The 19344-nt window shown below is 62.0% G+C and carries 22 protein-coding genes and 1 pseudogene; 8 read left to right on the forward strand and 15 right to left on the reverse strand.

Annotated features, from left to right (window positions below):
• Positions 1-199 precede the first annotated feature (199 nt).
• From J7I85_RS21730 to J7I85_RS21745, 4 genes are all read right to left on the reverse strand, one after another.
• A protein-coding gene (locus J7I85_RS21730; protein ID WP_214857098.1) for an IS3 family transposase occupies positions 200-1347 on the reverse strand; the annotation gives its coding sequence in 2 pieces (ribosomal slippage) (positions 200-1074 and positions 1074-1347; 1149 coding nt in all).
• Between the two features lie 455 nt (positions 1348-1802).
• A complete protein-coding gene (locus J7I85_RS21735) occupies positions 1803-2441 on the reverse strand; it encodes a DinB family protein (RefSeq protein ID WP_308159603.1) in 639 nt (212 codons plus the stop codon).
• Between the two features lie 156 nt (positions 2442-2597).
• Positions 2598-2795 carry a DUF1508 domain-containing protein gene (locus J7I85_RS21740; RefSeq protein ID WP_214857100.1) on the reverse strand — a complete coding sequence of 66 codons (198 nt, stop codon included), beginning with the start codon at positions 2793-2795 and terminating at the stop codon, positions 2598-2600.
• A gap of 12 nt (positions 2796-2807) precedes the next feature.
• Positions 2808-3545 (reverse strand): hypothetical protein, encoded by a 738-nt coding sequence (locus J7I85_RS21745; RefSeq protein WP_214857102.1) that lies wholly within the window; start codon positions 3543-3545, stop codon positions 2808-2810.
• Positions 3546-3783: 238 nt separating this feature from the next.
• On the opposite strand from J7I85_RS21745, the gene J7I85_RS21750 reads away from it, so the two are divergent.
• Entirely contained in the window at positions 3784-4083 is a 300-nt protein-coding gene (locus J7I85_RS21750) for a hypothetical protein (protein WP_214857104.1), read from the forward strand.
• Positions 4084-5174: 1091 nt separating this feature from the next.
• Positions 5175-6194, forward strand: a complete 1020-nt coding sequence (locus J7I85_RS21755) for a DUF695 domain-containing protein (protein WP_251024693.1) — start codon at positions 5175-5177, stop codon at positions 6192-6194.
• Between the two features lie 288 nt (positions 6195-6482).
• On the opposite strand, the gene J7I85_RS21760 is transcribed toward J7I85_RS21755, so the two are convergent.
• Entirely contained in the window at positions 6483-7676 is a 1194-nt protein-coding gene (locus J7I85_RS21760) for a helix-turn-helix domain-containing protein (protein ID WP_214857108.1), read from the reverse strand.
• Between the two features lie 255 nt (positions 7677-7931).
• Here J7I85_RS21760 and J7I85_RS21765 point away from each other — a divergent pair, with 255 nt between their 5' ends.
• Positions 7932-8540 carry a recombinase family protein gene (locus tag J7I85_RS21765; protein WP_214857110.1) on the forward strand — a complete coding sequence of 203 codons (609 nt, stop codon included), beginning with the start codon at positions 7932-7934 and terminating at the stop codon, positions 8538-8540.
• Positions 8541-9041: 501 nt separating this feature from the next.
• Positions 9042-9227 carry a hypothetical protein gene (locus J7I85_RS21770; RefSeq protein WP_214857111.1) on the forward strand — a complete coding sequence of 62 codons (186 nt, stop codon included), beginning with the start codon at positions 9042-9044 and terminating at the stop codon, positions 9225-9227.
• A gap of 91 nt (positions 9228-9318) precedes the next feature.
• On the opposite strand, the gene J7I85_RS21775 is transcribed toward J7I85_RS21770, so the two are convergent.
• The gene (locus tag J7I85_RS21775) at positions 9319-9720 is read right to left on the reverse strand and encodes a response regulator transcription factor (RefSeq protein WP_214857114.1); all 402 of its coding nucleotides are present in this window, start codon (positions 9718-9720) and stop codon (positions 9319-9321) included.
• Between the two features lie 216 nt (positions 9721-9936).
• Complete coding sequence (locus tag J7I85_RS21780) at positions 9937-10143, reverse strand: cold-shock protein (RefSeq protein WP_214857116.1); 207 nt, start codon at positions 10141-10143, stop codon at positions 9937-9939.
• Between the two features lie 266 nt (positions 10144-10409).
• Here J7I85_RS21780 and J7I85_RS21785 point away from each other — a divergent pair, with 266 nt between their 5' ends.
• A complete protein-coding gene (locus J7I85_RS21785) occupies positions 10410-11189 on the forward strand; it encodes a hypothetical protein (RefSeq protein WP_214857118.1) in 780 nt (259 codons plus the stop codon).
• Positions 11190-11241: 52 nt separating this feature from the next.
• On the opposite strand, the gene J7I85_RS21790 is transcribed toward J7I85_RS21785, so the two are convergent.
• The 4 genes from J7I85_RS21790 to J7I85_RS21805 form a co-directional block, all read right to left on the reverse strand.
• Positions 11242-11544: a DUF4193 domain-containing protein gene (locus J7I85_RS21790; protein ID WP_214857120.1), complete on the reverse strand. Its 303-nt coding sequence runs from the start codon at positions 11542-11544 to the stop codon at positions 11242-11244.
• Positions 11545-11612: 68 nt separating this feature from the next.
• Entirely contained in the window at positions 11613-11786 is a 174-nt protein-coding gene (locus J7I85_RS21795) for a hypothetical protein (RefSeq protein WP_214857122.1), read from the reverse strand.
• Between the two features lie 112 nt (positions 11787-11898).
• A complete protein-coding gene (locus tag J7I85_RS21800; RefSeq protein WP_214857124.1) occupies positions 11899-12312 on the reverse strand; it encodes a CBS domain-containing protein in 414 nt (137 codons plus the stop codon).
• 40 nt (positions 12313-12352) lie between these two features.
• Positions 12353-12796, reverse strand: coding sequence for an SRPBCC family protein (locus J7I85_RS21805; protein WP_214857126.1), 444 nt, complete (start codon positions 12794-12796; stop codon positions 12353-12355).
• 392 nt (positions 12797-13188) lie between these two features.
• Here J7I85_RS21805 and J7I85_RS21810 point away from each other — a divergent pair, with 392 nt between their 5' ends.
• Positions 13189-13590 carry a response regulator transcription factor gene (locus tag J7I85_RS21810; protein ID WP_214857128.1) on the forward strand — a complete coding sequence of 134 codons (402 nt, stop codon included), beginning with the start codon at positions 13189-13191 and terminating at the stop codon, positions 13588-13590.
• A gap of 231 nt (positions 13591-13821) precedes the next feature.
• Here J7I85_RS21810 and J7I85_RS21815 read toward each other — a convergent pair whose 3' ends face one another.
• On the reverse strand, positions 13822-14340 hold the full coding sequence (locus J7I85_RS21815) for a MarR family winged helix-turn-helix transcriptional regulator (RefSeq protein WP_214857130.1): 519 nt from the start codon (positions 14338-14340) through the stop codon (positions 13822-13824).
• A gap of 267 nt (positions 14341-14607) precedes the next feature.
• Positions 14608-14937: a hypothetical protein gene (locus J7I85_RS21820; RefSeq protein ID WP_214857132.1), complete on the reverse strand. Its 330-nt coding sequence runs from the start codon at positions 14935-14937 to the stop codon at positions 14608-14610.
• Positions 14938-15832: 895 nt separating this feature from the next.
• On the opposite strand from J7I85_RS21820, the pseudogene J7I85_RS21825 reads away from it, so the two are divergent.
• Together J7I85_RS21825 and J7I85_RS21830 are read left to right on the forward strand one after the other, a co-directional pair.
• A pseudogene (locus tag J7I85_RS21825) lies at positions 15833-17031 on the forward strand (IS110 family transposase).
• Between the two features lie 160 nt (positions 17032-17191).
• On the forward strand, positions 17192-17461 hold the full coding sequence (locus J7I85_RS21830; RefSeq protein WP_214857140.1) for a hypothetical protein: 270 nt from the start codon (positions 17192-17194) through the stop codon (positions 17459-17461).
• A gap of 1029 nt (positions 17462-18490) precedes the next feature.
• On the opposite strand, the gene J7I85_RS21835 is transcribed toward J7I85_RS21830, so the two are convergent.
• Together J7I85_RS21835 and J7I85_RS21840 are read right to left on the reverse strand one after the other, a co-directional pair.
• Positions 18491-19051 (reverse strand): TetR/AcrR family transcriptional regulator, encoded by a 561-nt coding sequence (locus J7I85_RS21835; protein ID WP_251024688.1) that lies wholly within the window; start codon positions 19049-19051, stop codon positions 18491-18493.
• Between the two features lie 104 nt (positions 19052-19155).
• Positions 19156-19338 (reverse strand): hypothetical protein, encoded by a 183-nt coding sequence (locus J7I85_RS21840; RefSeq protein ID WP_214857221.1) that lies wholly within the window; start codon positions 19336-19338, stop codon positions 19156-19158.
• Between the last annotated feature and the right edge of the window lie 6 nt (positions 19339-19344).

Consider the following 19344-nt stretch of genomic DNA (forward strand, 5'->3'; position numbering starts at 1 on the left):
CCGACGACCAGGTGTTACTGGTATTGCTGTATCCGTCTCCTACTGCTTGACGGCCCGGTACTGCTGGTATTGCTGTATCCGTCTCCTACTGCTTGACGGCCCGGTACTGCTGGTATTGCTGTGATCGTCTCAAGCTGTCCGACGACCAGGTATTACTGCAACGGTGCTTCTGATTGGGCCCCCGTTAGCAGTCCAGCGCTTATGCGATAGCTAATTGGTTTTCTTGCGTCCAGGTTTCCCAGTAGCGTTTCGGCGTCATACCGTCCAGGGATCCGTGGGGCCGTTCATGATTGTAGATAGCCTTCCATTCCTCGGCCAAATACTTCGCTTCGGCCATGGTGTCCATGATTTCTCCGGCGAGTTGCTCCCTTCTGAACTGGGCATTGAACGATTCGATAAAGCCGTTCTGCCACGGCGATCCGGGGTCGATAAATGCCGTGTCTACGCCGGCGGTGTTGCACCACTGGATGAGGGCGGCGGCGGTGAATTCCGGCCCGTTGTCGCAGCGGACGTAGGTCGGGGCAGTGCCGGTTTCGGCGATGATGTCCTCCAGCACCGCAACGACATCGGAAGCTTTGAACGACCGGCGCGGAATGATCGCCAGCGCCGTGCGGGTGTATTCGTCGATGACGTTGAAGAACCGGATGTGCCGCCCGCAGGAGGTCACATCGGACTGGAAGTCGAAGCTGACCACATGCATCGGATACTGGGCCGTCAGCCGTTGCTGTTCCCCGGCGCCAGGCCCTGTGCGGCGTTTCTTCCTCGCCCTGGGCTTGCAGACCAGACCCTCCTCGCGCCAGAGCCGGCGGACCCGCTTCCGATTCAGCCCCACGCCATCCCATGCAGGCTGGGCCAGCAGATGCCAGCGGGCCTTCCGCCAGCCCCATGACGGGTGCTTCCCGGCCAGGGCCCGCAGCTCCGTCCGCAGCCGCGCTTCCTCGAAACCCATGTCCGGTTTCTTCTTGCGGAACGCAGAACGGTTCTGGCCCAGGATTTTGCAGGCAAAGCGTTCAGAGGCCCCGAACTTCTCCACCGCCATGCGCACGGCACGGCGGCGGGGTTCAGGGCTCAGAATTTTCCCTTCGCCACCTCGCTCAGGATGTCGATGGCCAGCTCCTTCTCAGCGAGCAGACGCTTGAGCCGGGCGTTCTCCTTCTCTAGCTCCTTGGTCCGCTTGGACGCCTCGGCGTTCTTCTCGGACCCGTACTGGTTCAGCCACCGGTACCAGGTCGCCTCGGTGATCTGCAGTTCCTTGATGACCTCGACCATCGGACGTCCGTCGTTGAGCATCTTCTGGCCCTGCCGGACCTTGGCGATGACCTGCTCGGGGGTGTGTCTGCGTGCCATGATTCGTGAATTTCCTCCTGCGTCCATTCTCGGACACGAAACTCACACAAACACTGGACTTCTACATGGGGACCCAACCACTTCCCCCTAAACAGGCAACTACAGCTACTTAAAGCCGGGGGAACTTCCGTTCTCTTTTTCTTACGAGAAAAAAATATAACCACTCTCTGAAATCTCGTCAAATCACCTGTGGGCGCTCTGAGCTAGGTCGCAATTTGCGGTTGCTCGGGACCTACCTTGTAGGACACCCAAGCGGCCCCAGCCACTACAGAGCCGGCTTACAACCGTCCGGTGAAGGATCGGCTTGCGGGCACCTATGCACCGATGGGACGTAATCCACTTATCATCTCGTGCACGAGATGACGTTAAATTCTCTATGACGCGGGACACATTCATGGAATTGCCGACTTCGTAGAGACTCCGCCAGCTGAGCTGTCCGCGGTGCGCGCTCGTCGCTACTGAGCGTGGTGAACGTAGAGGTCGCGGAGCAGCGCGATCTCGGCTCCGTGGTGCAGGATCTCCTGGTTCTCCCACCACACGATCGACGGAAACGTCTCCTCGGCATCGCTGCCGTACGGGTAGCTGCTTAGCCCGGTCCGGTCATAGTCGGACTCATCGACACTGAGTAGTACCCGGCGCCAGTCGGCTGCGGCCTGACGGAACCTCTCGATAGCGCCAGCTGCATCTGGTCGTGATTCGTACGTCGCTCGATCGAACGTTCGGTCGCCCCCGAGGTGGTTGGATCGGCCCAACAGCGTCTCGGAGATGTGGTCAAGCCGCCAGGCGATCGTCGTGAGGGGCGGAGGCCACGGACTTTCGGGGGCGCCATCTCGCCCCCACTCACCCGCGCCGATGAGCTTGATCGCGCCCGGTCCGGGCCCATCGGTGCGCCTCCGTACCGACCAGCACGCGTTGACCGGTTCCCAGAGGTACTCGGCGTCCGTCAGTACCGGTACGTCGACGTCGCTGTCATCACCCGAGTTGCTGGTGGGCCCGGCGAGGCGAGTGAGAAGTCGTTCCGTCGCCCAGTCGTACTGCTCGAGCAGTGGCTTGAGGCGCTGGTTGGTCATCATGGCATGCAGCCTATACCCCACGAGATGCCGTTAGGCGCCTACGCACGGTCGATGTTCGTCTTCGGGGCATCTGCTGGCTGTCCTCGACCAAGTGCCCGCCAAGGGATCCTTTACCGGGCGCCGCCGCGAGTGAGTGTGACCAGTAACGGTCGTTTTCGTGCATCACGCGACCCTAAACTACTTGGGGTTCCTTACCCGGCGCACCTTCTTGGCATCGGCGTAACCGCCGCCGATGATCCTGTCGGCCATGGTGCGGGCGTCTTGCTCGTTCTCGTAGCCTTGGTTTCCGTCGATCGCAATGATGTTGTCGTTGTCTGCGACAAGCTGCCAACCCCACTTGCCGTCTTCTCGCTCATAGACACGCCGTTTTGCCATCTGCAATCTCCTTCAGCTTGGTAGTGAAAGGCCCGCGAGGGCCGAGAGGGTGGACTGGACCCAATCATGTGCAGCGTCGCCTGCCCCTGTTGAGGCGCCGACGACAAGCCCTCCTAGGACGCCTTTGAGGGTGGCCAAACCGCGGCGAAGAATCTTTGGATCTGGCTCCGCACGGGTAGCTTCCCGAAGGACGGCCTCGGCTGACTCAACTGCAACATCCTTGTCGTCCTCGTCCATTTCCGCCGACTGCAAATTCTGAAGGGCGGTGGCCACGACCGCAGCAATCTGTTCATAACCAGGAGTGACGGTAGAAATGGAACCGCTATTTTGCGAAGAGGTCTTGTTTCCCCACGCAACCTGAGCTCTGTCGCCTTGAATGTTTATGACGGGCGCGTTGTAGACATGCGAGGAAGTGATGCCCTCGGAGTCGCGACGGGAAGGTTTCGCACCCCAAACGGCGTTGATGTGACTCATTCCCTGGAAGGCGGCTGCACCGTTTGTGTCAGTGGATTCCACTGTTTTCACGTAGTACTCGCGGACACCACCGCGGGGATCAGCTACTTCAATGGTGTCACCCTCATAGACCGGCGCATCTAGATCAAAAATGCCCGAGGCACCTTGGATAATAGCCCGTGATTTTGTGCGCTTCTCTGTTGGTCCCCCTGCGTCGTGAACGATCGCGACATCGTGCTGGGGAAAGCTAGATCCGTGGCCTTGGAGGAACGATTCTGACCTGGATGGCAGCGGCATCTCTGACTCCTTCTATAAGTTCCTTAAAAGCTACTAGCCACGTCGGACATTTTTGGTCACTTCTCCGAGGTCTCAAAAATGATCGTTACCGGACGCCGTGCACGCATGGCATCGGATACTCGACGAATTCACAAGCCACCCCTAAGCACCTTCGTTGTAACAACTTTCGAAGCACCTCGGTCTAACCCCATGCGTTGTAAGCTCATGCTTGTTTTTGTCAGTCAAGAGGAGTGTGGCCGTGGGGGTTTCTGAGGACTCGAAAGCGCGAGCAGACGCGTTATCAGTAGCGAAGTTGAAGTACCACTCGCTTTGGGTCGCAGCGATGGTCCTGCTTTTCATCGCCGCCAACGCCCTGCTTCAAATCGGTGAGGACGGGACCACGGAGCACTGGGTCTGCCTGGGCAGCGCCTACGAGTGTATGGCGCCGTCAGACGTCACACCGGGCGCATGGTGGGCTGGAACGTTTGGGACGATCCTCATAGCGGTCGGCATCATCGCCGTTCTACCTTGGATCGCCTACCGCCCCAAGGCGCGCTAGCCCCTGGCCGGTGAACGTGGGGAGCAGTTGAATAGGTACATAAGGGATATAAGCCGCAAAACCTTAGCGTTGGATGTTTTACCTTTTCACAAGCCACCCCAATAGGTGCTGCAATGTTCCCAGAAGGCGTTTGGAGTCAGCAGGGACAGAAGGGACGGAGCCCGTGCGGGGACCAAATCTGAGGGGGACGAGCTCAGCAGACGAGATAGCCCCTCGGCGAGCCCTTGCCTGCCGGGCATCGGAAAACTGGTTTAGCCCTCCAGCGGCCTGGAAAGGGACAGTCGCTTCGGGCGGGGAGCGTGTGGCCGGGTCCGGGGTGCAAGGGGGGGAATGCGTCCGGACCCGGCAGTTCTGAAGAGTCGGATCGCGGCTTCCGTCTCCTTCAGGACATGCTCACTATGGAGCGGGCACATGGGGAAATGCTTGGGGAACCTGAGGAAAGGAAGCCCCACCGGACCGGCCGGACACCGCCACGCCAAAAAGGACCATCAGAGTTATTCCAAGGATGCCGGAGAATGTGCGCGCCGAGCCGGTGGCCTGCCCGAAACTGCGACCACGGTTCCCCCTGCACCGAGCCTAGTTTCACCCCACTCCCCCGCCAGACCCACCGCTGGCCGTGAGTGGTCTGTTGCCTCACCGACTGGCTCGGCTGGCGGATTTCGCCAGCCCCGTGGCGACGCCCATCTGCCTATCCGGCAACGGGGCAGCTCGGACTCTGGAACCTGCAACCGCATGAGAGTCAGGCAGCGCCGACGGCCCAAAGGCTTCGCCATCAGACACCGACTGAGACCTGCATGAGAATCAAACGCTGCTGACCGGTCAGGGTAGTTGACGTCTCCCGGTGCGGCCGCACGGTGGTGTTTGAGTAGCCGGGGGCACTCTTTTGCGGGGAAAGGGGGCTTGAGAAGGACAGGGAAAACCGCTTTTTTCTAGGCAGGCGCTGACAGGCTCTGGATATCTGGTCGACGGAGGCCGCGAATCCCGTCCAGACAGCCGGTCCCGGCATGGAGTCCATCCGGGGCCGTCTGGACCCCAAAAGCCGCGGCGAACTGCCACTTCTGTGGCCAGGACGGCAGGAGACCGCGGTGAGCATGCAATGGCGGAGCAATACGGTTCAGACGCGCGCAGTTTCCGCGTTCTGGCGGTGGTGGTCAGCAGACGGTGCCAGGCTCCTCAGTGCCGCCGTCACGTCAGGTGACTACCAGGACCTTCCGGACACGCTCGATGCCATGGTCAAGGCGATCGGCCCAGGGCTCGGCTGGGAGACCGGCCCGGGCGTCAGTGCACGGCACCAGTTCTGCCTCTCAGGCGGAAGGGACCCTGGATTGCGGGTCCTGGCCGAACGGTGGCGTCGGGCCGCTCCCACGCCCACGCCGATGTGGGAATTCGCCGCAGCCAGACAGCGCCAACCCGGCATGCTCGCCGTCACCCTCGAAGCCGCCGGAACACCGATCACCCTTGGCCTGAGCCGGGTCTCAGTGACCCTGGACGAGGAACGGGCCCTGGCCCACGTCATCTTCCACCACCCGGCCTTCACCCGGCTGACCCCGGGGCACCGGCACCAGCTCTCCTGCCTGCTGCTGGACTGGCTGCTCGGAGAAGACAACGTCCAGCGATGGATCGGCACCATCAACGCCGCCGACACCGACCCCCCGGACAGCCTGCCGGCAACAGCCCTTCCCGAGATCATCGAGGCCATGACCGCCCGGCACGCGCACATCGGCTGGACCCTGAAGGACGCCGGAACATCCTCGGGACCACGCACGATCATCAGTGCCCTGCGTCCCCTGCGGTGGATCGACCATCCCCTGCTGGACCTGCACACGGCCCTCCACGTCCGTTATCCGCAGACCCGCAGCGACGGGCTACCGGACTACGACGAAGCGATAGAGCTGCACCGGCTCGAAGAGGACCTGACAGCGGCCCTCGGACCCCGCGGCCTTCTCGTCGCGACCCAGACATCTGATGGCCGGCGTATCCTGCACTGTTACACCGACTCCGAAGACCAGAACGGCAGGGATACCATCGACCGCTTCGCGCAAACCCGACCCCATGTCGAAGTCACCCACACCCGCGATCCCGGATGGACCCTGATCAGCCCCTTCACCTAAGCCGCATGACCTAAACGCAGGACATGTCCGCCGGCCCCGGCACCATTCACCCCTGGCCAGGACACTCCTTTGGAGGACTGTCCCATTTCCTTGGAACCGGGACACCCCCGCTGACACTCCCTCATCGTCCGGGTTCCGTGCAACGGCGCGTCATCTGACCGTGCGGCGCGGATCTAATGCGGGGACAGGAACCATCAAGGGCGGGCCCGGGCTTTAAGGTGCTCGGGGGGCTCACGCTGGGGTCACTGGCGGCGACCATCACCACCACAAAACGCGGCGGCCGCGTCCTTAGCGCACTTTGCCTAGATGATGCTGGGTGGTCCCAAGCATTTTAAGGAGGCGGCCGACCAATGACTCGACTGCATCCTCGGGTGAGCTTGCCAGCGCATCGGCACTGACCGTGATCGTGCGTGTGTAAACATCACTGGGCATGGTTTTAGGAGGTTCGAAACTGCTCCAGTCGTCCATCATCATGTGTGACCGTAGACCCTTGACGCCATTGATCCGCAGGCCAAGAGTCCACAGGGAACGGTATCCGTAACGTTCACTAAGAGTGCTTGTCCAGAAGATCAAACGCTGGGCATATGCCACCGCCAGCCCATCACAGATGATCGACTCTTCCGGGGTCCATTTGGTGGTGCCGCGTCCTATCAGAATGCGGATCCCTCCCGATTCCAACAGTTGGACGTCGAGAACTGATTTTTCGTCGAAACCGGCGGGCCTCGGCACCTGGGTGGCACCATCAGCGTCGCTATTCATCATCGAGACGCCGAGTTCGCGATGCTTGATTCTTGTGGCGTACTGAGGCGTGGGATCAAAATCGACAAGGTTCGGCTTGCATTTGTTATGACCGGAAACTAGGAAGTTGAGGAGGGCTTCGTTGTCGTCCATAAACTGCTCCACGAGCGTGCCATTGACTGGCATCAACGGTTCAGCGATGAGATATATATGCCCGTACTCGCGTTCGCTGGGAGGAATGGAATCACTCGCCTCGGCGATGTCCAGAAGTCTTATGCCGAGGTCGGCTTGCTCTTGGCGGCGCTGATGATGCCTTAGAACTTCGGCGTCTGATAACGCGTGTTTCGACGCGTCCCCTCGCCCGTAGTATTTGCTTCCTGTCATGTGCGGGGCGAGCGGTGACGGCGGGACCGTGACCACTACGAAACCTGTGCCATCACCTACCTGGATCACTTGGGTCGTTACCGGCAGTGGCGGCTCGATGGCATTCCGTGAGATGCCATCTATGCGTTCGATCATTCCATCGACGGCGAGAGGCTTGGGAACGAGCCGCTTGGAGCCATTGCCCTCCTTCACCTCGGCGATGCCGATGATGAACATTCCCCCGTCGATGGCGAAACTCGCCAGTGTCTGGGCAACTTGTTCGTTTCGTGCCTGTTCCTTGACTTCAACGTAATGCGACTCAGACAACGCTCCGCTTCGGATGCCCTCCACGATGTCTGCCTCGCTGGCGGGTTGCCACATCTTCGCCACTATGCCCCCATTTGATTGTCTCGGGTAAAGGTGCAGCGTAAGCCGCCACCGATCCAATTTACGCTGGGTCCCCGACGGATGGCACTTCCCGTAGAGCTATCCGGGGTGTCCCACTTCCTTGGAACTGAGACGCCAGCCAGGTATCGCCGAGGGAACCTCGACACGCCTTGGATTTTTGTTCCAGAATTATTGCCAAATCAGTGTCCCATTGAAAACGTACAAACTAACTTTCGATACCATGCATTCATGGATATTGGATACGCGCGCGTTTCGACTGCCAAAAAGGACCTCGACCGCCAGATTGATGCGCTGCGCAACCAAGGAATCCCCGACAAGCGGATCTACGTGGACAAGAAGTCAGGGTCCACGACAAACCGCCCGGGACTCCACGAGGCGCTGGATCAGGCCCGCGAGGGCGATGTGATCGTGGTCCACACCCTGGACCGGCTCGGACGCACCGTCCGCGACACCCTGAACCTCATCCACGACCTGGCCGGCCGCGGGGTGGGAGTGAGGAACCTCGCCGACCCAATCCGGGTTGACTCCGCAAACCCCGAGGATCCGATGTCCCAGCTCGCCGTGGTCATGCTGGCCCTCTTCGGCCAAATGGAACGAACCTACGCGATCGAAAGAGCCGCGCACGCCCGGGCCGTCGCGACAACCAAAGGCAAGCGCATTGGACGACCAAGCGTCGTGGACCCGACCAAACTCGCCTACGCAGAACACCTCCGCGACCAAGGGCAGTCCATTTCAGCGATCGTGAAAGCCACCGGCATCACCCGTTCCAGCCTGTACCGGCACCTTCCTCCAAGGCCTCCAGAGACACTGACTGCCGAGAACCTGGAAAGCCCTTAGTGGTTTTTGCGCAGGCGACTCCCGACCAAACGATGCTTTGTGCAGGCGGGTATGGACACCAAAATGTCCATACTCGCCGGCGCAACTCCCGTACTTTCAGGGCAGCTTGTGCAGACGACTTCGGAAAATGACAAGCGAATCGGGGCCTGGGCGTGTCTCGTGAACCATCGTTCGCACGACACCGCTTGAGGTTACCTCCGGCCCTAGGAATACAAAGGATCGTTGTGCAATGGTTGCCGTGTACGCGCCAATATAACGAGCGGCTCCCTTCGCGATACGCCAACTTGTGATGAACAGCGATTCCTGACCTCGAAGCCCTGGTGCAGGCTGATGGCTGATGTTCTGGGTAAAAAATGACCCTAACGTTGGATATTTCACTTTTTCACAAGCCACCCCCTATTAAGGGAGCAGTGATGGACATGCTGGATCATGAACCGCCGGCAACGGTGCTGGACTACCAGGACAGAAGTCAGGGCATCGGCCCGGGTGAAAGCTAATGTGATGGAGCCACCATCTGGCGGATGGATTATCCGGCGGCAGGTTCGGTGCCTCATCGGCGAGGTCTTGGGCGACATGAGCGTCGATGAGGAAGCCCGGCTTGGACTGCTCCGGCACCCGGCGAAGCACCCTGGAAACCCCGAACGTGCACTGCTGGCCCACGTACATGACTGGCAGGATCGCGAGTAATGGAAGGTACCGGCGCAACTGCGGGAAGCCCGACGCGATTCCCCCGAAGTTGGACGGTCGACCGGCGCCGAATCCGGATAGCGCCCCCGCGTTAGTTGTGCTGTTCCAGGCCGTGGGCGGTCAGAGGGCCTACCGGGCAGAGCTTGTTCACTGCCTCGGTGAGTTGCCTGGGCCGGAAGGGTTTGGTGAGGTAGGCCGAGGCTCCGGAGGCCATGCCGGCCATTTCATCGTCCGCCTCGGACCGCGCGGTGATGAATAGCATCGGCACCTCCGAGCGTGCCCGGATATATCGGGCGACGTCCAGGCCGTCCATGTCCGGTAGGTTCAAGTCCACCGTGACCAGGACAGGGTGGTGTTCCCAGACTGCGGCGACACCCTCAACGCCGTTGCCGACGGCATGGACGTCAAAGCCCATACGCGTCACGATCAGCGTGAGCAGATCCCGGATGTCCTGGTCATCCTCGATGACCAGGCAAAGCCCACGTGAAACCAAAATGCCCCCCCGGCCAGTAGTACTGCTGCATAGTGTAGAGCGTTGACCTCAAGCGCCATGGCAGAGCTGCACTGAAGCGTTCAGCCGCACGGGAGTAATCTGAAATCAGGCCGGCGGCGGACGAGCCCGGCTCATCCCAGCCCGTCGCCGGTCCCGACCCTTTTACTCTGGCCCAGGCAACAGCCCGACCGGCAGCGACCAGGGAATCCTTAAGAGCTACTGCACGCGGATGTTCTGCGCGACAGGGCCCTTGGCGCCCTGCCCCACCTCGTACTGGACTTTCTGGTTTTCCTCCAGGGAGCGGAACCCGCTCCCGCCGGCGATCCCCGTGTAGTGGGCAAAGATGTCTCCGGACCCGTCGTCCGGGGAGATGAAACCGAAGCCCTTTTCAGGGTTGAACCACTTGACCGTCCCTGTAGCCATGCCTGCCCCCTTGTGAATTCCAATGCCGTGCCGGTAAGTGCCGGCGACAGCGGACACCGTCGTCCGCATCCCACAACCTACGGGCACCACCACCGGCAGGGCAAGGGACCGAAGCCTGCGAGCTGACAGCTAGGCGGAAGTGCAGCGCCGAAGCCGCTGTATCGACGAAGGAATACCCACGGTTACGAGGATGCTCATCCTGCCGTTGGCCGCTGTCGGGAGTCGTGTCCCTCTTTGCCTCTGGCAGTGCGTTCCGGCAAGGCGGCGTGACTAGACTCATCGTCATGCCGGTCACGCGCAATGTCGCTTGGGACGGGCGGCTCGAATTCTTTAAGGGCCCTGACACGGCCCACTATGTACTCACGGCAGCGGGCCTCGCCAAGACTTGCGCTACCTGTGGGGAACCGCTGGAGCGTGAGGAGCCGCTTTCCCTGCTGGTGAACATCACTCAAAGCACTGCCCCGGACGGGACCGAATACTTTACCTTTATCGACAGCGTCTGCCACCGCCGGTGCAGTGGTCCGGCTCTGACCGTCGAGCACGTTTCCTGGCACCTTGAAGAGCTTTCCCCTCTGGCCGCACGGGTGGTCCTTACCCAGGCAACCGGTTCCGGTCAGATAAAAGTGGTCCCGGTGCTCGCCTACACTCTGGTCCCCGTCGTCACCTTCCGGGAAGACGGCGGGGAACGAACCTCAGCCCTGGTCACGCTCCTGCTCTCGCACGGTTTCCAACTGGCCATGAGCTCGGAGTACGACGAGCTCCTGGAACAGGCAGGTCCGGTGGCCGCGGGCTGCAACTTCACGATGACACCCGAGGGCGCCATCCTGTTCAGCATTGGCGGGGAAATCCTTTACCGTGACCAGCTGGACCTTCACCCTGACGAGACCCACGACGCGCCCTGGCTCCAGGCGGCACGCACGGCAGGCTACATCCTTGTCATCAGCGGCGACAACCTCGATATCACCGAGGCAGTCCTCGACATCCACGGTGCTGCCCGGGAAGGAACGCTCGTGACCGGCATGGTCCCCTTCTCCGAGGTGCACTGAACCAGACGCGCCGTTTCGCTCAAGTGCCGGTGCCCGTTCCGCCCTGCCACCCCTATCCTTCGCATTCGCGGCAGAAGTTCACACCGTTGGCTTCCCTGGCCAGCTGGGAACGGTGATGGACCAAAAAGCATGACCCGCACGTGAACTCGTCGTCCCGGACCGGGACAAAAACGATACTGAGCTCCTCACGGGAAAGATCAGCCCCGGGAAGCTCGATCCCTTCGGCCGTGTCACTTTCATCCACATCAAGGGACGAGGGCTGCCCTGCCACCGCACGCGTTGCCTGCAGCCCCTCCAGAGACTCGGAAGGAGTGTCCTCCTCGCTTCGGCGCGGGGCGTCATAATCCGTTGCCATAGCATCACGTCCTTCGTGTCCGCCCGAGGTGCCCCTCCTGCAGGTCCATACCGGCAGCGGCCGGGCGGTTAGTTCTTCTGTTGGGCTTGCCGCCGGTGCTCCTCCAGCTTCTGCTCAGCCTCGCTACGGCGCCTGCCCACCGCACGGGCCTGCTCCGGCGTCAGGACCACACGGTGCTGGCTGTGTCCTTGCCGGTCCACCCGCGCGGACGTGAACCGTGGACCTGGTGCTGCGTCAGTCATGCGTCATGCTCCATCGGGGACACACTCAACAGGGCCCGCCCCGCCCGGCGGGGCACGATAAAAACCGGTTCCGTCCCTGATCGCTTCCAAAGACCCACGGCCGAGTGGGTTCTTAGTCGGAGATGAAGGCGACAAGTTCCCCGACGCGGTCCTCGGGGTAGTTTCGGGCGATGTCGGCCTGACTGAGTATCCCGACCAGGTCGTGGCCGTCAATCACCGGCAGCCGGCGCACCTTATGGTCCTGCATGGTCTTGATCGCCTCTTCGACCGGGTCGTCGGCGCCGATGGTCACGGGTTTGCCCTGGCCAAACTCCCCGGCCGTTGCGCTGCGCGGGTCTCCGCCTTCAGCCAGGCAGCGGATGACGATGTCCCGGTCGGTCAGCATGCCCTTGAGCCGGTTATCTTCCCCGCAGATCGGCAGGGACCCCACGTCCAGGTCCTTCATCTTCCGTGCAGCCTGTTCCAGGGTTTCGTTTTCGCCGACGCATTCAGCGCCGCCGGTCATGATCTCGCGTGCGGTTGTCATCGCGTTCTCCTCTGTCCTGTCTGTTGTTGGGTAGGTGGCTCTAAGAGACTTCGCCGCGCCAGGCGCCGGTTTCGGTGCCTTTGGCTTCGATGAAGTCTTTGAACCGGCGCAAGTCCTCCCTGACCTGCATGTTGTCGAATCCCAGTGCTGCCCCGGCCTTCTCCGCGAAGGTGTCCGCTGCCCATTCAAACCGGACCCACACCCGCGTTGCCCCGGTCGTTAGCGGTGTGAAGGCCACGGCGCCGGCGTGCGTCTCGCCGTCGGTGCTGCGCCAGGCAATCCGTTCATCGGGGCGTTGCTCAATGATTTCGGTATCGAATTCCCGCTCCGCTCCACCAACGTTCACCACCCAATGATTCATGCGGTCTGTCAGCTGGGTGACGGAATCCACCCCGGACATGAAATTGGGGAAAGACTCGAACCGGGTCCACAGGTCATATGCGGCCCGCACCGGGACCTCGACGTCAATCCGCGCACTTCCCATCGCCGCCCGGTTGGACGAGCCCGTTCAGAACCGTCCGGATCCACACGTTCGTCCGGGTGCAGGCCGCCCTGTCCGAGACGGCAGCCTGAAGCGCTAATCAATCAAGATTCGCTCAAGAATGATCCGATCAGAGCTTATGGGACGTTTGCTGCCCGACGCCCGCGGTAATTTGTCTGTAGGAACTCAGCTTTCCCCCAAGAGCTGCAGCGTCCAGGAGCCCCTTCGTTACGTCGTTGAGCTAGCGTTGGGGCTCCGTTTCACTGCAGCAAGCAACCTTGGCCTCCAGAGGGCAGCCTCGTCCTCAGCCTGCTGCATTGCGTCGGGCCCGGGCGTGGGCATCCTTGAGGTTTCCGTCCTACACTGTGTGCACCTACTACAGGCCGGGGGGCACGTTGGGTACACGGGGGCTGTGCCTGGTCATCGAGGATGACAGGGATATTCGCGATCTGCTTGCGCTGATCCTGATGCGGATCGGTTTTGACGTCATGGGGTCGGCAAATGGTGCGGAGGGAGTGGCCGCTGCGTGGGAGCACCGCCCTGACTTGGTGACCGTTGACCTGAACCTGCCGGACATGGACGGCCTGGACGTGGCCCGGTATGTCCGGGCACGCTCCGAGGCGCCGATGCTGTTCATCACCGCCCGGGCCGAGGTCGACGACGAAATGGCTGGCATGGCATCCGGAGCCTCCGCGTACCTAACCAAACCCTTCCACCCCCGGCAGGTCACCGAGACCGTGAACAGGCTTTGCCCCGTTGGACCGTTGACCGCCCACGGCCGGCAACAACGCGTCTAGCCGGCGCGCTCCTGCGGATAGAACAGTCCGACCGTACGCCCAAAATCCGGGGTACGGCCGAGAACTCAAGAACAAAGGGCCAAAAATGGCCGGGAGTATCGGGACCGACGACGGAGCTAGAGCCAGGCCCGGCAGCGCTACCGCCGGGCAGAGCCTGTTTACGGACTAGCCGAGGTGCCGACGGCGGGCACTAAAGTGGCACAGGCCAGGTCCCAAGCCGGGTGCGGTGTCTCACAACCCATGTATCCCGAACCCTAAGCCGTCACCATAGACGGCGTTGAGGCGGCCCATGTAGTACGCCAGCATCTGCAGGTCCTCCAGCGGCCACTCGCCGAGGCGCTCAAGGAGCACCTGCCGGCGGGCGTCCTGGACCTGATGCATCTTTTCTTCGCCCTTCTCCGTCAGCCGGATGAACTGTGCCCTGCGGTCCTGTGGATCTGACTCCCTATGGACAAGGCCGACGCTTTCCAGGAACGCGATCTGGCGGCTTACCGATGGTTTGCCGACACCCATGACGGAAGCAAGGTCCGTGAGCCGGATGGGGCCCTCCCTGCGGATGGCCGTCAGCAGACCATAGGCCACCGGTTCCATGTCCGGATGGACCTTGCGCGCCAACTGATGCGACATTGAATGCGCACGGCGCAAGAGCAGGCTCATTTGGTGTTCCACCTGCTGAAGGGGATCGTCCACGGCGTCCGCGGGCAGTCCCGGAGTCGGCGTGCTCTGGCGACGGGTGCTCATGGCAATCATTCTAGAGTCGGGACTGCAGACTCAGCAGTGAGGGTCCTCGGCCGTTGGTCAGCAGTAAGTGGGCAATCCTCGGGCGTAAGGGCAACAGCGGCGGGAGTAAAGGAGCGGCGACGGAGCTGGGGGCCGCTGGCATGGGGGACACCAAGCGGCTGTCCGCCGCCGGCCGGTTACAACTTTACGCCGGTACAGGGTAGTCGGCGTCTCCTTAGGGTCTTGCCGGTCTTAGCAGTAATCGGCGTTGGAGGGCACCGGGGCGGAACGGAGAGCTTATGGTTCGCCTGGCGGCATCGCGGGCTTCCGGCCGGCGTTGTAGGGTGGCAGCTCAGCCGGGTCCTGGACATCGCGGAGGTAGTTGAGGAGAGCCTGGTCGGGATGACCAGGGTTCTCCGCCAGGTGCTCGAGCAGGGAGAAGTACATGTCAGGATCGAGGTCCGGATCAGCGAGGATCTCGTTGATCAGGCGCCTGAGCTGAAACTGCAGAAGTCCGTCGTGGGCGGCCCCGACCGGCGGGGCTACGTGATCCATGCCCGGCCCTGCGGGCGGTGTGGCGTGGCGCTGCCGGTAATCACCCCGTGGGGGAAATTCGAGAATAGTCATCAGCTCTGCCCCTTTCGCCTGCGTTGCCGCGTCGGCCCTTCGGTCACCCCGTCCGAGGCGGTTCGAAACCAACCGGTCTCTGCGGAGGAACACATCCTTCACCTGTCTTACTTCCAGTCTGCCGTGGCGCCGTGGTGCATTCCCGGCAAACCTTGGAACGTTGTGGGGGTCCCGTCCTCGTGTCACCTGCCGGTGGTTAGCACCCGCCATGTTCGGCCCCCTATTCCTGACTGAGTGGTATCGGTTCCTAGGGTTCGTCGGGTTTCCTCAAGTTTCCGATGACAGAGTCCTGGTATCTGGCCAACGAAGCGCCCTCCGGGCCAGTCCGCCGGGCCGGCAAATGCTCCCCCGCTACAGCCGGCCCGGTGGAAACCTTTACTTCAGGCGACTTCCGCGGCGCGTGATCCGGCCCTCCTCCAAGGTTGGCCTGGCGGTGCAGGCGACTTCGGACAAAGAACCGCCATTTTGAGCTCGATTTAACCGCCCGAATCGCCCCAGGACGCCGGGATCGAAGACATCAAACAGGACATCGAACAAACCAGCGAAGAACTAGGCGAAACCGTCGAAGCCCCTGACCACGAAACGCGACGTCGAAGCACAAGCCAAGAGAAAGGCCGATTCCCCGCTTGGAAACCCAAGGCAAAACCCCGTGAACCCAACCTGCCCGTTACATTTATTCCGTCCCCGAGGGCCGGGGATTTGGTCGCTGGACCTGGTATGACTTTCTTGCCCTGCCACTGATGATCCGGGGGGTGTTGTCGCTAGGTTCGGAGACACGCGTTGACTGCTGATAGGGACACGGCCGGCTCCTTCCGCGGGGTCAGGTCTCTTTGTAACGTGGGTGCCAGCATCGGGTGTCGTGACTGCGGCCAGGAGTGGTGCAAAGGAGCGCCGGATGGACGAAGGATACGAGGTTTACTGCGGGCTTGATGTCGGCAAATCCGAGCACCACGCCGCCGCCTTGAACGCAGCCGGCGAACGGGTCTTCGACAAGCCGCTGCCGCAGGACGAAGTGCGGCTGCGCGAGCTTTTCACCGGCCTGCAGCAGCACGGCCGGGTGCTGGTGATCGTGGACCAGCCCAACACCATCGGCGCTCTTCCGATAGCCGTGGCCCGGGACTGCGGCTGCACCGTTGCCTACCTGCCCGGCCTGGCGATGCGCAAAGCCGCTGACCTGTACCCGGGAAAGTCCAAGACGGACGCGCGGGATGCGTTCATCATCGCCGAGACGGCACGGGCAATGCCTCACACGCTACGGGCCGTTGACCGGGACAGCGAGGTGCTCGCGGCACTGAAGGTGCTCTCCGGATTCGACGCGGACCTGACCCATGAATGCACCAGGGCGACCAACCGGCTGCGGTCCCTGCTGCTGCAGATTTTCCCCGCCCTGGAGCGCGTCTTCCCAGGAACAGTGCTGACCCGGTCCCTGGTCCTGGAGCTGTTCATCAAATACGCCGGACCGACCGGCCTGCGGGCCGCCGGGCGATCCAACGTGCTGCGCTGGGCCAGGAACCACAGCCGGAAGGACCCGGTGAACCTGGTCGACGCGATCTTCACGGCACTGGGCGAGCAGACCGTCACCGTGATCGGCACCGAAGCCGTCGAACTGGTCATCCCCCGCGTCGCCGCCCAGATCAAGGAACTCAAACACCAGCGAGCCATCGTGGCCGAAGAAGTCGAAAAGCTCCTCGATGACTTCCCTCTTTCCCAGGTCTTGATGTCCATGCCGGGAGTCGGCATCAAGACCGCAGCGACGATACTCCTGACCATCGGCGATGCCGGCACCTTCACCTCTCCCGGGCACCTCGCCGCCTACGCAGGCATCGCCCCTGTCACACGCCGCTCCGGGACCTCGATACGCGGTGAATTCCCCGCACGATCGGGGAACAAACAACTCAAGAACGCCCTCTTCAGATCCGCCTGGATCGCCAGCTGCCACCACCCCGCGTCGAAGGCCTACTACCAAAAGAAACGGCACAGGGGAAGAAGCACAACGCCGCCGTCATCTGCCTGGCCCGGCGCCGCTGCGACGTCATCTACTCAATGCTCAAACACGGCACCTTCTACGAGGAAAAACCCGCCCAGGCCGCTTGACCAAAAGCATAGGACACCCCCGGCCTGTAGTAGGTGCTGCACAGGCTAGGACGGAAACCTCAAGCCCCTTGATCGCCGCCCTGTCCTTCTCGGATCGTCAGGTACCCTGAGCACACGCTGGGACCGACCACGTCCCGGATCACTCAGAAAGGCATCATCAATGAAGATGAAAATCAAGGACCGCTGGGACCGACTCAGCCCCGCAACGCAGCGGTGGCTCACCAACAACCCCGGATCCCTGATCCTGCCACGCACCATGACGGAAGAGATCTGCCGGGAAACCGGCATCAGCGTTGACCGTGACGAGCACGGCCAGGCAATGCTCTCCCAGGAGGACCTGGACTTCATCCGGGCCAAGGCGGGACCAACCCAAACGCCCCCGCCGGAGCACCGGTTCTTCGACGCAACCCAGCCTGGCGAAAACACCTAGAGCCGGCACCGCCCCTTCCCGTTGTGCGCCGCGGGGTGAAGCCGACCGATGCCAACCAGCCGAACAATGAAGGCGGGTGACGGTTGTTGCAGCGCGGCAGCCCCCGGCGTAACACGCCGCTCAGGTCCCCCCGCCCCAGGTGGACGCCGCTGTGCGCTGGGCGCTGTCCCGGCTTGAGGACGCCAATAGGCCCGAGGTGGTCCACGCCGTCGTCCTCACACTGACAGCGAATCAGAAGGCCGCGAAACAGGCACGGAAGGCTGCCGAACAGACGGTACACCGCGCAGGAGCGAAAACTCAGCCGCACCCGCCACGGTCACAGCATGGCATGGCTGGCCGCAGGCCTTCTCGTTGCGGCCGTGTGCCTGCCACCAGGGGCAAGGAAAAGGGAGGCCGCGCCGCTTGCCGGTCTCCCCTTTTTCCTAGCGGAGGAAACCTCCAGTGTATGTCCGGTTTGATCGGGCGGCTAGGTTCCAGGCAGGCCCACCGGGACCCAGGGACGGGTCCAGAGACAGCGGCACGGTCTTTGTTTGGGTCGTCCACTGGTGACACTGGGGGTGGCCGGCGACGGCTTGAGCCCTCTGAGCGGGGCCTACCCCCCAGCCGCCGCCGGCCGCCAAGAATCTACCCACCCAGAGTGGATGGCTAGGCGATGTCGAAGACGTCTGCGCAGCTCAGGGCGAAGCATCTCCATGAACCCAAAGGCAGGTCGCCTGCTTGTTGCCTCGGCACGGTAACGGTCGTTTTTGCGCTCCAGTCATCTCGTCCCACTGAGGACATCCTGTCCTACTGACACCCAGTGCGTCGGAAGCAGAGAAGCTGAATACTGTTACCCACCGAGTCCAGCTAATGAATCCTTTACTAAGAACCCGCTGTGAAGGGCTCAGAGGAAAACCGCCCTCTACAGAAGCCGGCTCGTCCCGGCACATGAAGCGCTGCGACTCGCGAGTCCGGTAACAACTTTGGTGTACTTCCAGGGCCCATTTTCGACATTCTTCCCGAACCTGCTCTGTTGTCGGCACACCCACGTTAGAGCACGGAGCGGCGGTGGCGCTCGATGAGGCTCGTGGCCATCTGCTTGGCTAGTTCGGCGGCCTCCCGGTCGCCTTCCATCGCGGAGATGATGGAGCCCTTCAGCAGGAGGTGCCATGCCCGGGCGAACAAGTCACAGCGCTCCAGCCCGCCGTCCTCGGCCAACACCCGCGCATGTCCCCGAATCCTGGCGAGGTATTCGACGCTCGCCACGCCCAAGGGATGGTCAGGGCCCATTTCCATGAGAACCCTGACAAGCATGTTGGATTTGTAGCCTCCGCTTCCGAGCCGATCCGCGAAGACATCGAAGATGACCAGCAATTCCTCTTCCGGAGTGTCGCTGCGACGCTGCGCCTGGGCAACGATTTCCTCGAACCAGACCTCGTGCTGGAGTGCCAGAACGGCCTTGACCAAGTCGTCCTTCGACGGGAAATGCCGGTAGAACGTCGACTTCGCAACCCCGGAGGTCTCGATCAGCTCGTTAACACCGACATCCCGGATACTCCGCCGGGAGAACAGTTCGTACGCGGTATTGAGGACACGTGCTCTGGTAACCAAGGCAGGTCCCGAGGCCGCGTCATTGCTTCGCGACCGAGTCGAGTTGATCGCGCGAATAGAACTCCCCGGCTGCTTCCCTGGTTGAGGCACTCTGATGATGCGCCTTATCCGGCGTTGAAGCTTTCGTCCTCGTCATTCGGCGATTTCTCCTGGGGAAGGTCGTTGCCACTGCCGTCCGGGATGGCTGTGGCTTCCTGGCCCGAGCCCGAGGAAGTCGGCGCAGACTCCTCGGAATCGCCGCCCAGAATCATCTCGGGTGCAGGCTGCTCGTGGTTTTCCTGTGTCATGCTTCC

The organism is Arthrobacter sp. ISL-65 (genome assembly GCF_018613795.1).
In the GTDB taxonomy this organism is placed as follows: Bacteria; Actinomycetota; Actinomycetes; order Actinomycetales; family Micrococcaceae; genus Arthrobacter.

Excerpts from the sequence above, each read along its gene's own strand:
- J7I85_RS21740 (WP_214857100.1), bottom strand. The coding sequence starts at position 2,795 with ATGGCAAAACGGCGTGTCTATGAGCGAGAAGACGGCAAGTGGGGTTGG.
- J7I85_RS21745 (WP_214857102.1), bottom strand. The coding sequence starts at position 3,545 with ATGCCGCTGCCATCCAGGTCAGAATCGTTCCTCCAAGGCCACGGATCT.
- J7I85_RS21755 (WP_251024693.1), top strand. The coding sequence starts at position 5,175 with ATGCAATGGCGGAGCAATACGGTTCAGACGCGCGCAGTTTCCGCGTTC.
- J7I85_RS21760 (WP_214857108.1), bottom strand. The coding sequence starts at position 7,676 with ATGTGGCAACCCGCCAGCGAGGCAGACATCGTGGAGGGCATCCGAAGC.
- J7I85_RS21765 (WP_214857110.1), top strand. The coding sequence starts at position 7,932 with ATGGATATTGGATACGCGCGCGTTTCGACTGCCAAAAAGGACCTCGAC.
- J7I85_RS21770 (WP_214857111.1), top strand. The coding sequence starts at position 9,042 with ATGGAGCCACCATCTGGCGGATGGATTATCCGGCGGCAGGTTCGGTGC.
- J7I85_RS21780 (WP_214857116.1), bottom strand. The coding sequence starts at position 10,143 with ATGGCTACAGGGACGGTCAAGTGGTTCAACCCTGAAAAGGGCTTCGGT.
- J7I85_RS21790 (WP_214857120.1), bottom strand. The coding sequence starts at position 11,544 with ATGGCAACGGATTATGACGCCCCGCGCCGAAGCGAGGAGGACACTCCT.
- J7I85_RS21795 (WP_214857122.1), bottom strand. The coding sequence starts at position 11,786 with ATGACTGACGCAGCACCAGGTCCACGGTTCACGTCCGCGCGGGTGGAC.
- J7I85_RS21800 (WP_214857124.1), bottom strand. The coding sequence starts at position 12,312 with ATGACAACCGCACGCGAGATCATGACCGGCGGCGCTGAATGCGTCGGC.
- J7I85_RS21805 (WP_214857126.1), bottom strand. The coding sequence starts at position 12,796 with ATGGGAAGTGCGCGGATTGACGTCGAGGTCCCGGTGCGGGCCGCATAT.
- J7I85_RS21815 (WP_214857130.1), bottom strand. The coding sequence starts at position 14,340 with ATGATTGCCATGAGCACCCGTCGCCAGAGCACGCCGACTCCGGGACTG.
- J7I85_RS21820 (WP_214857132.1), bottom strand. The coding sequence starts at position 14,937 with ATGACTATTCTCGAATTTCCCCCACGGGGTGATTACCGGCAGCGCCAC.
- J7I85_RS21830 (WP_214857140.1), top strand. The coding sequence starts at position 17,192 with ATGAAGATGAAAATCAAGGACCGCTGGGACCGACTCAGCCCCGCAACG.
- J7I85_RS21840 (WP_214857221.1), bottom strand. The coding sequence starts at position 19,338 with ATGACACAGGAAAACCACGAGCAGCCTGCACCCGAGATGATTCTGGGC.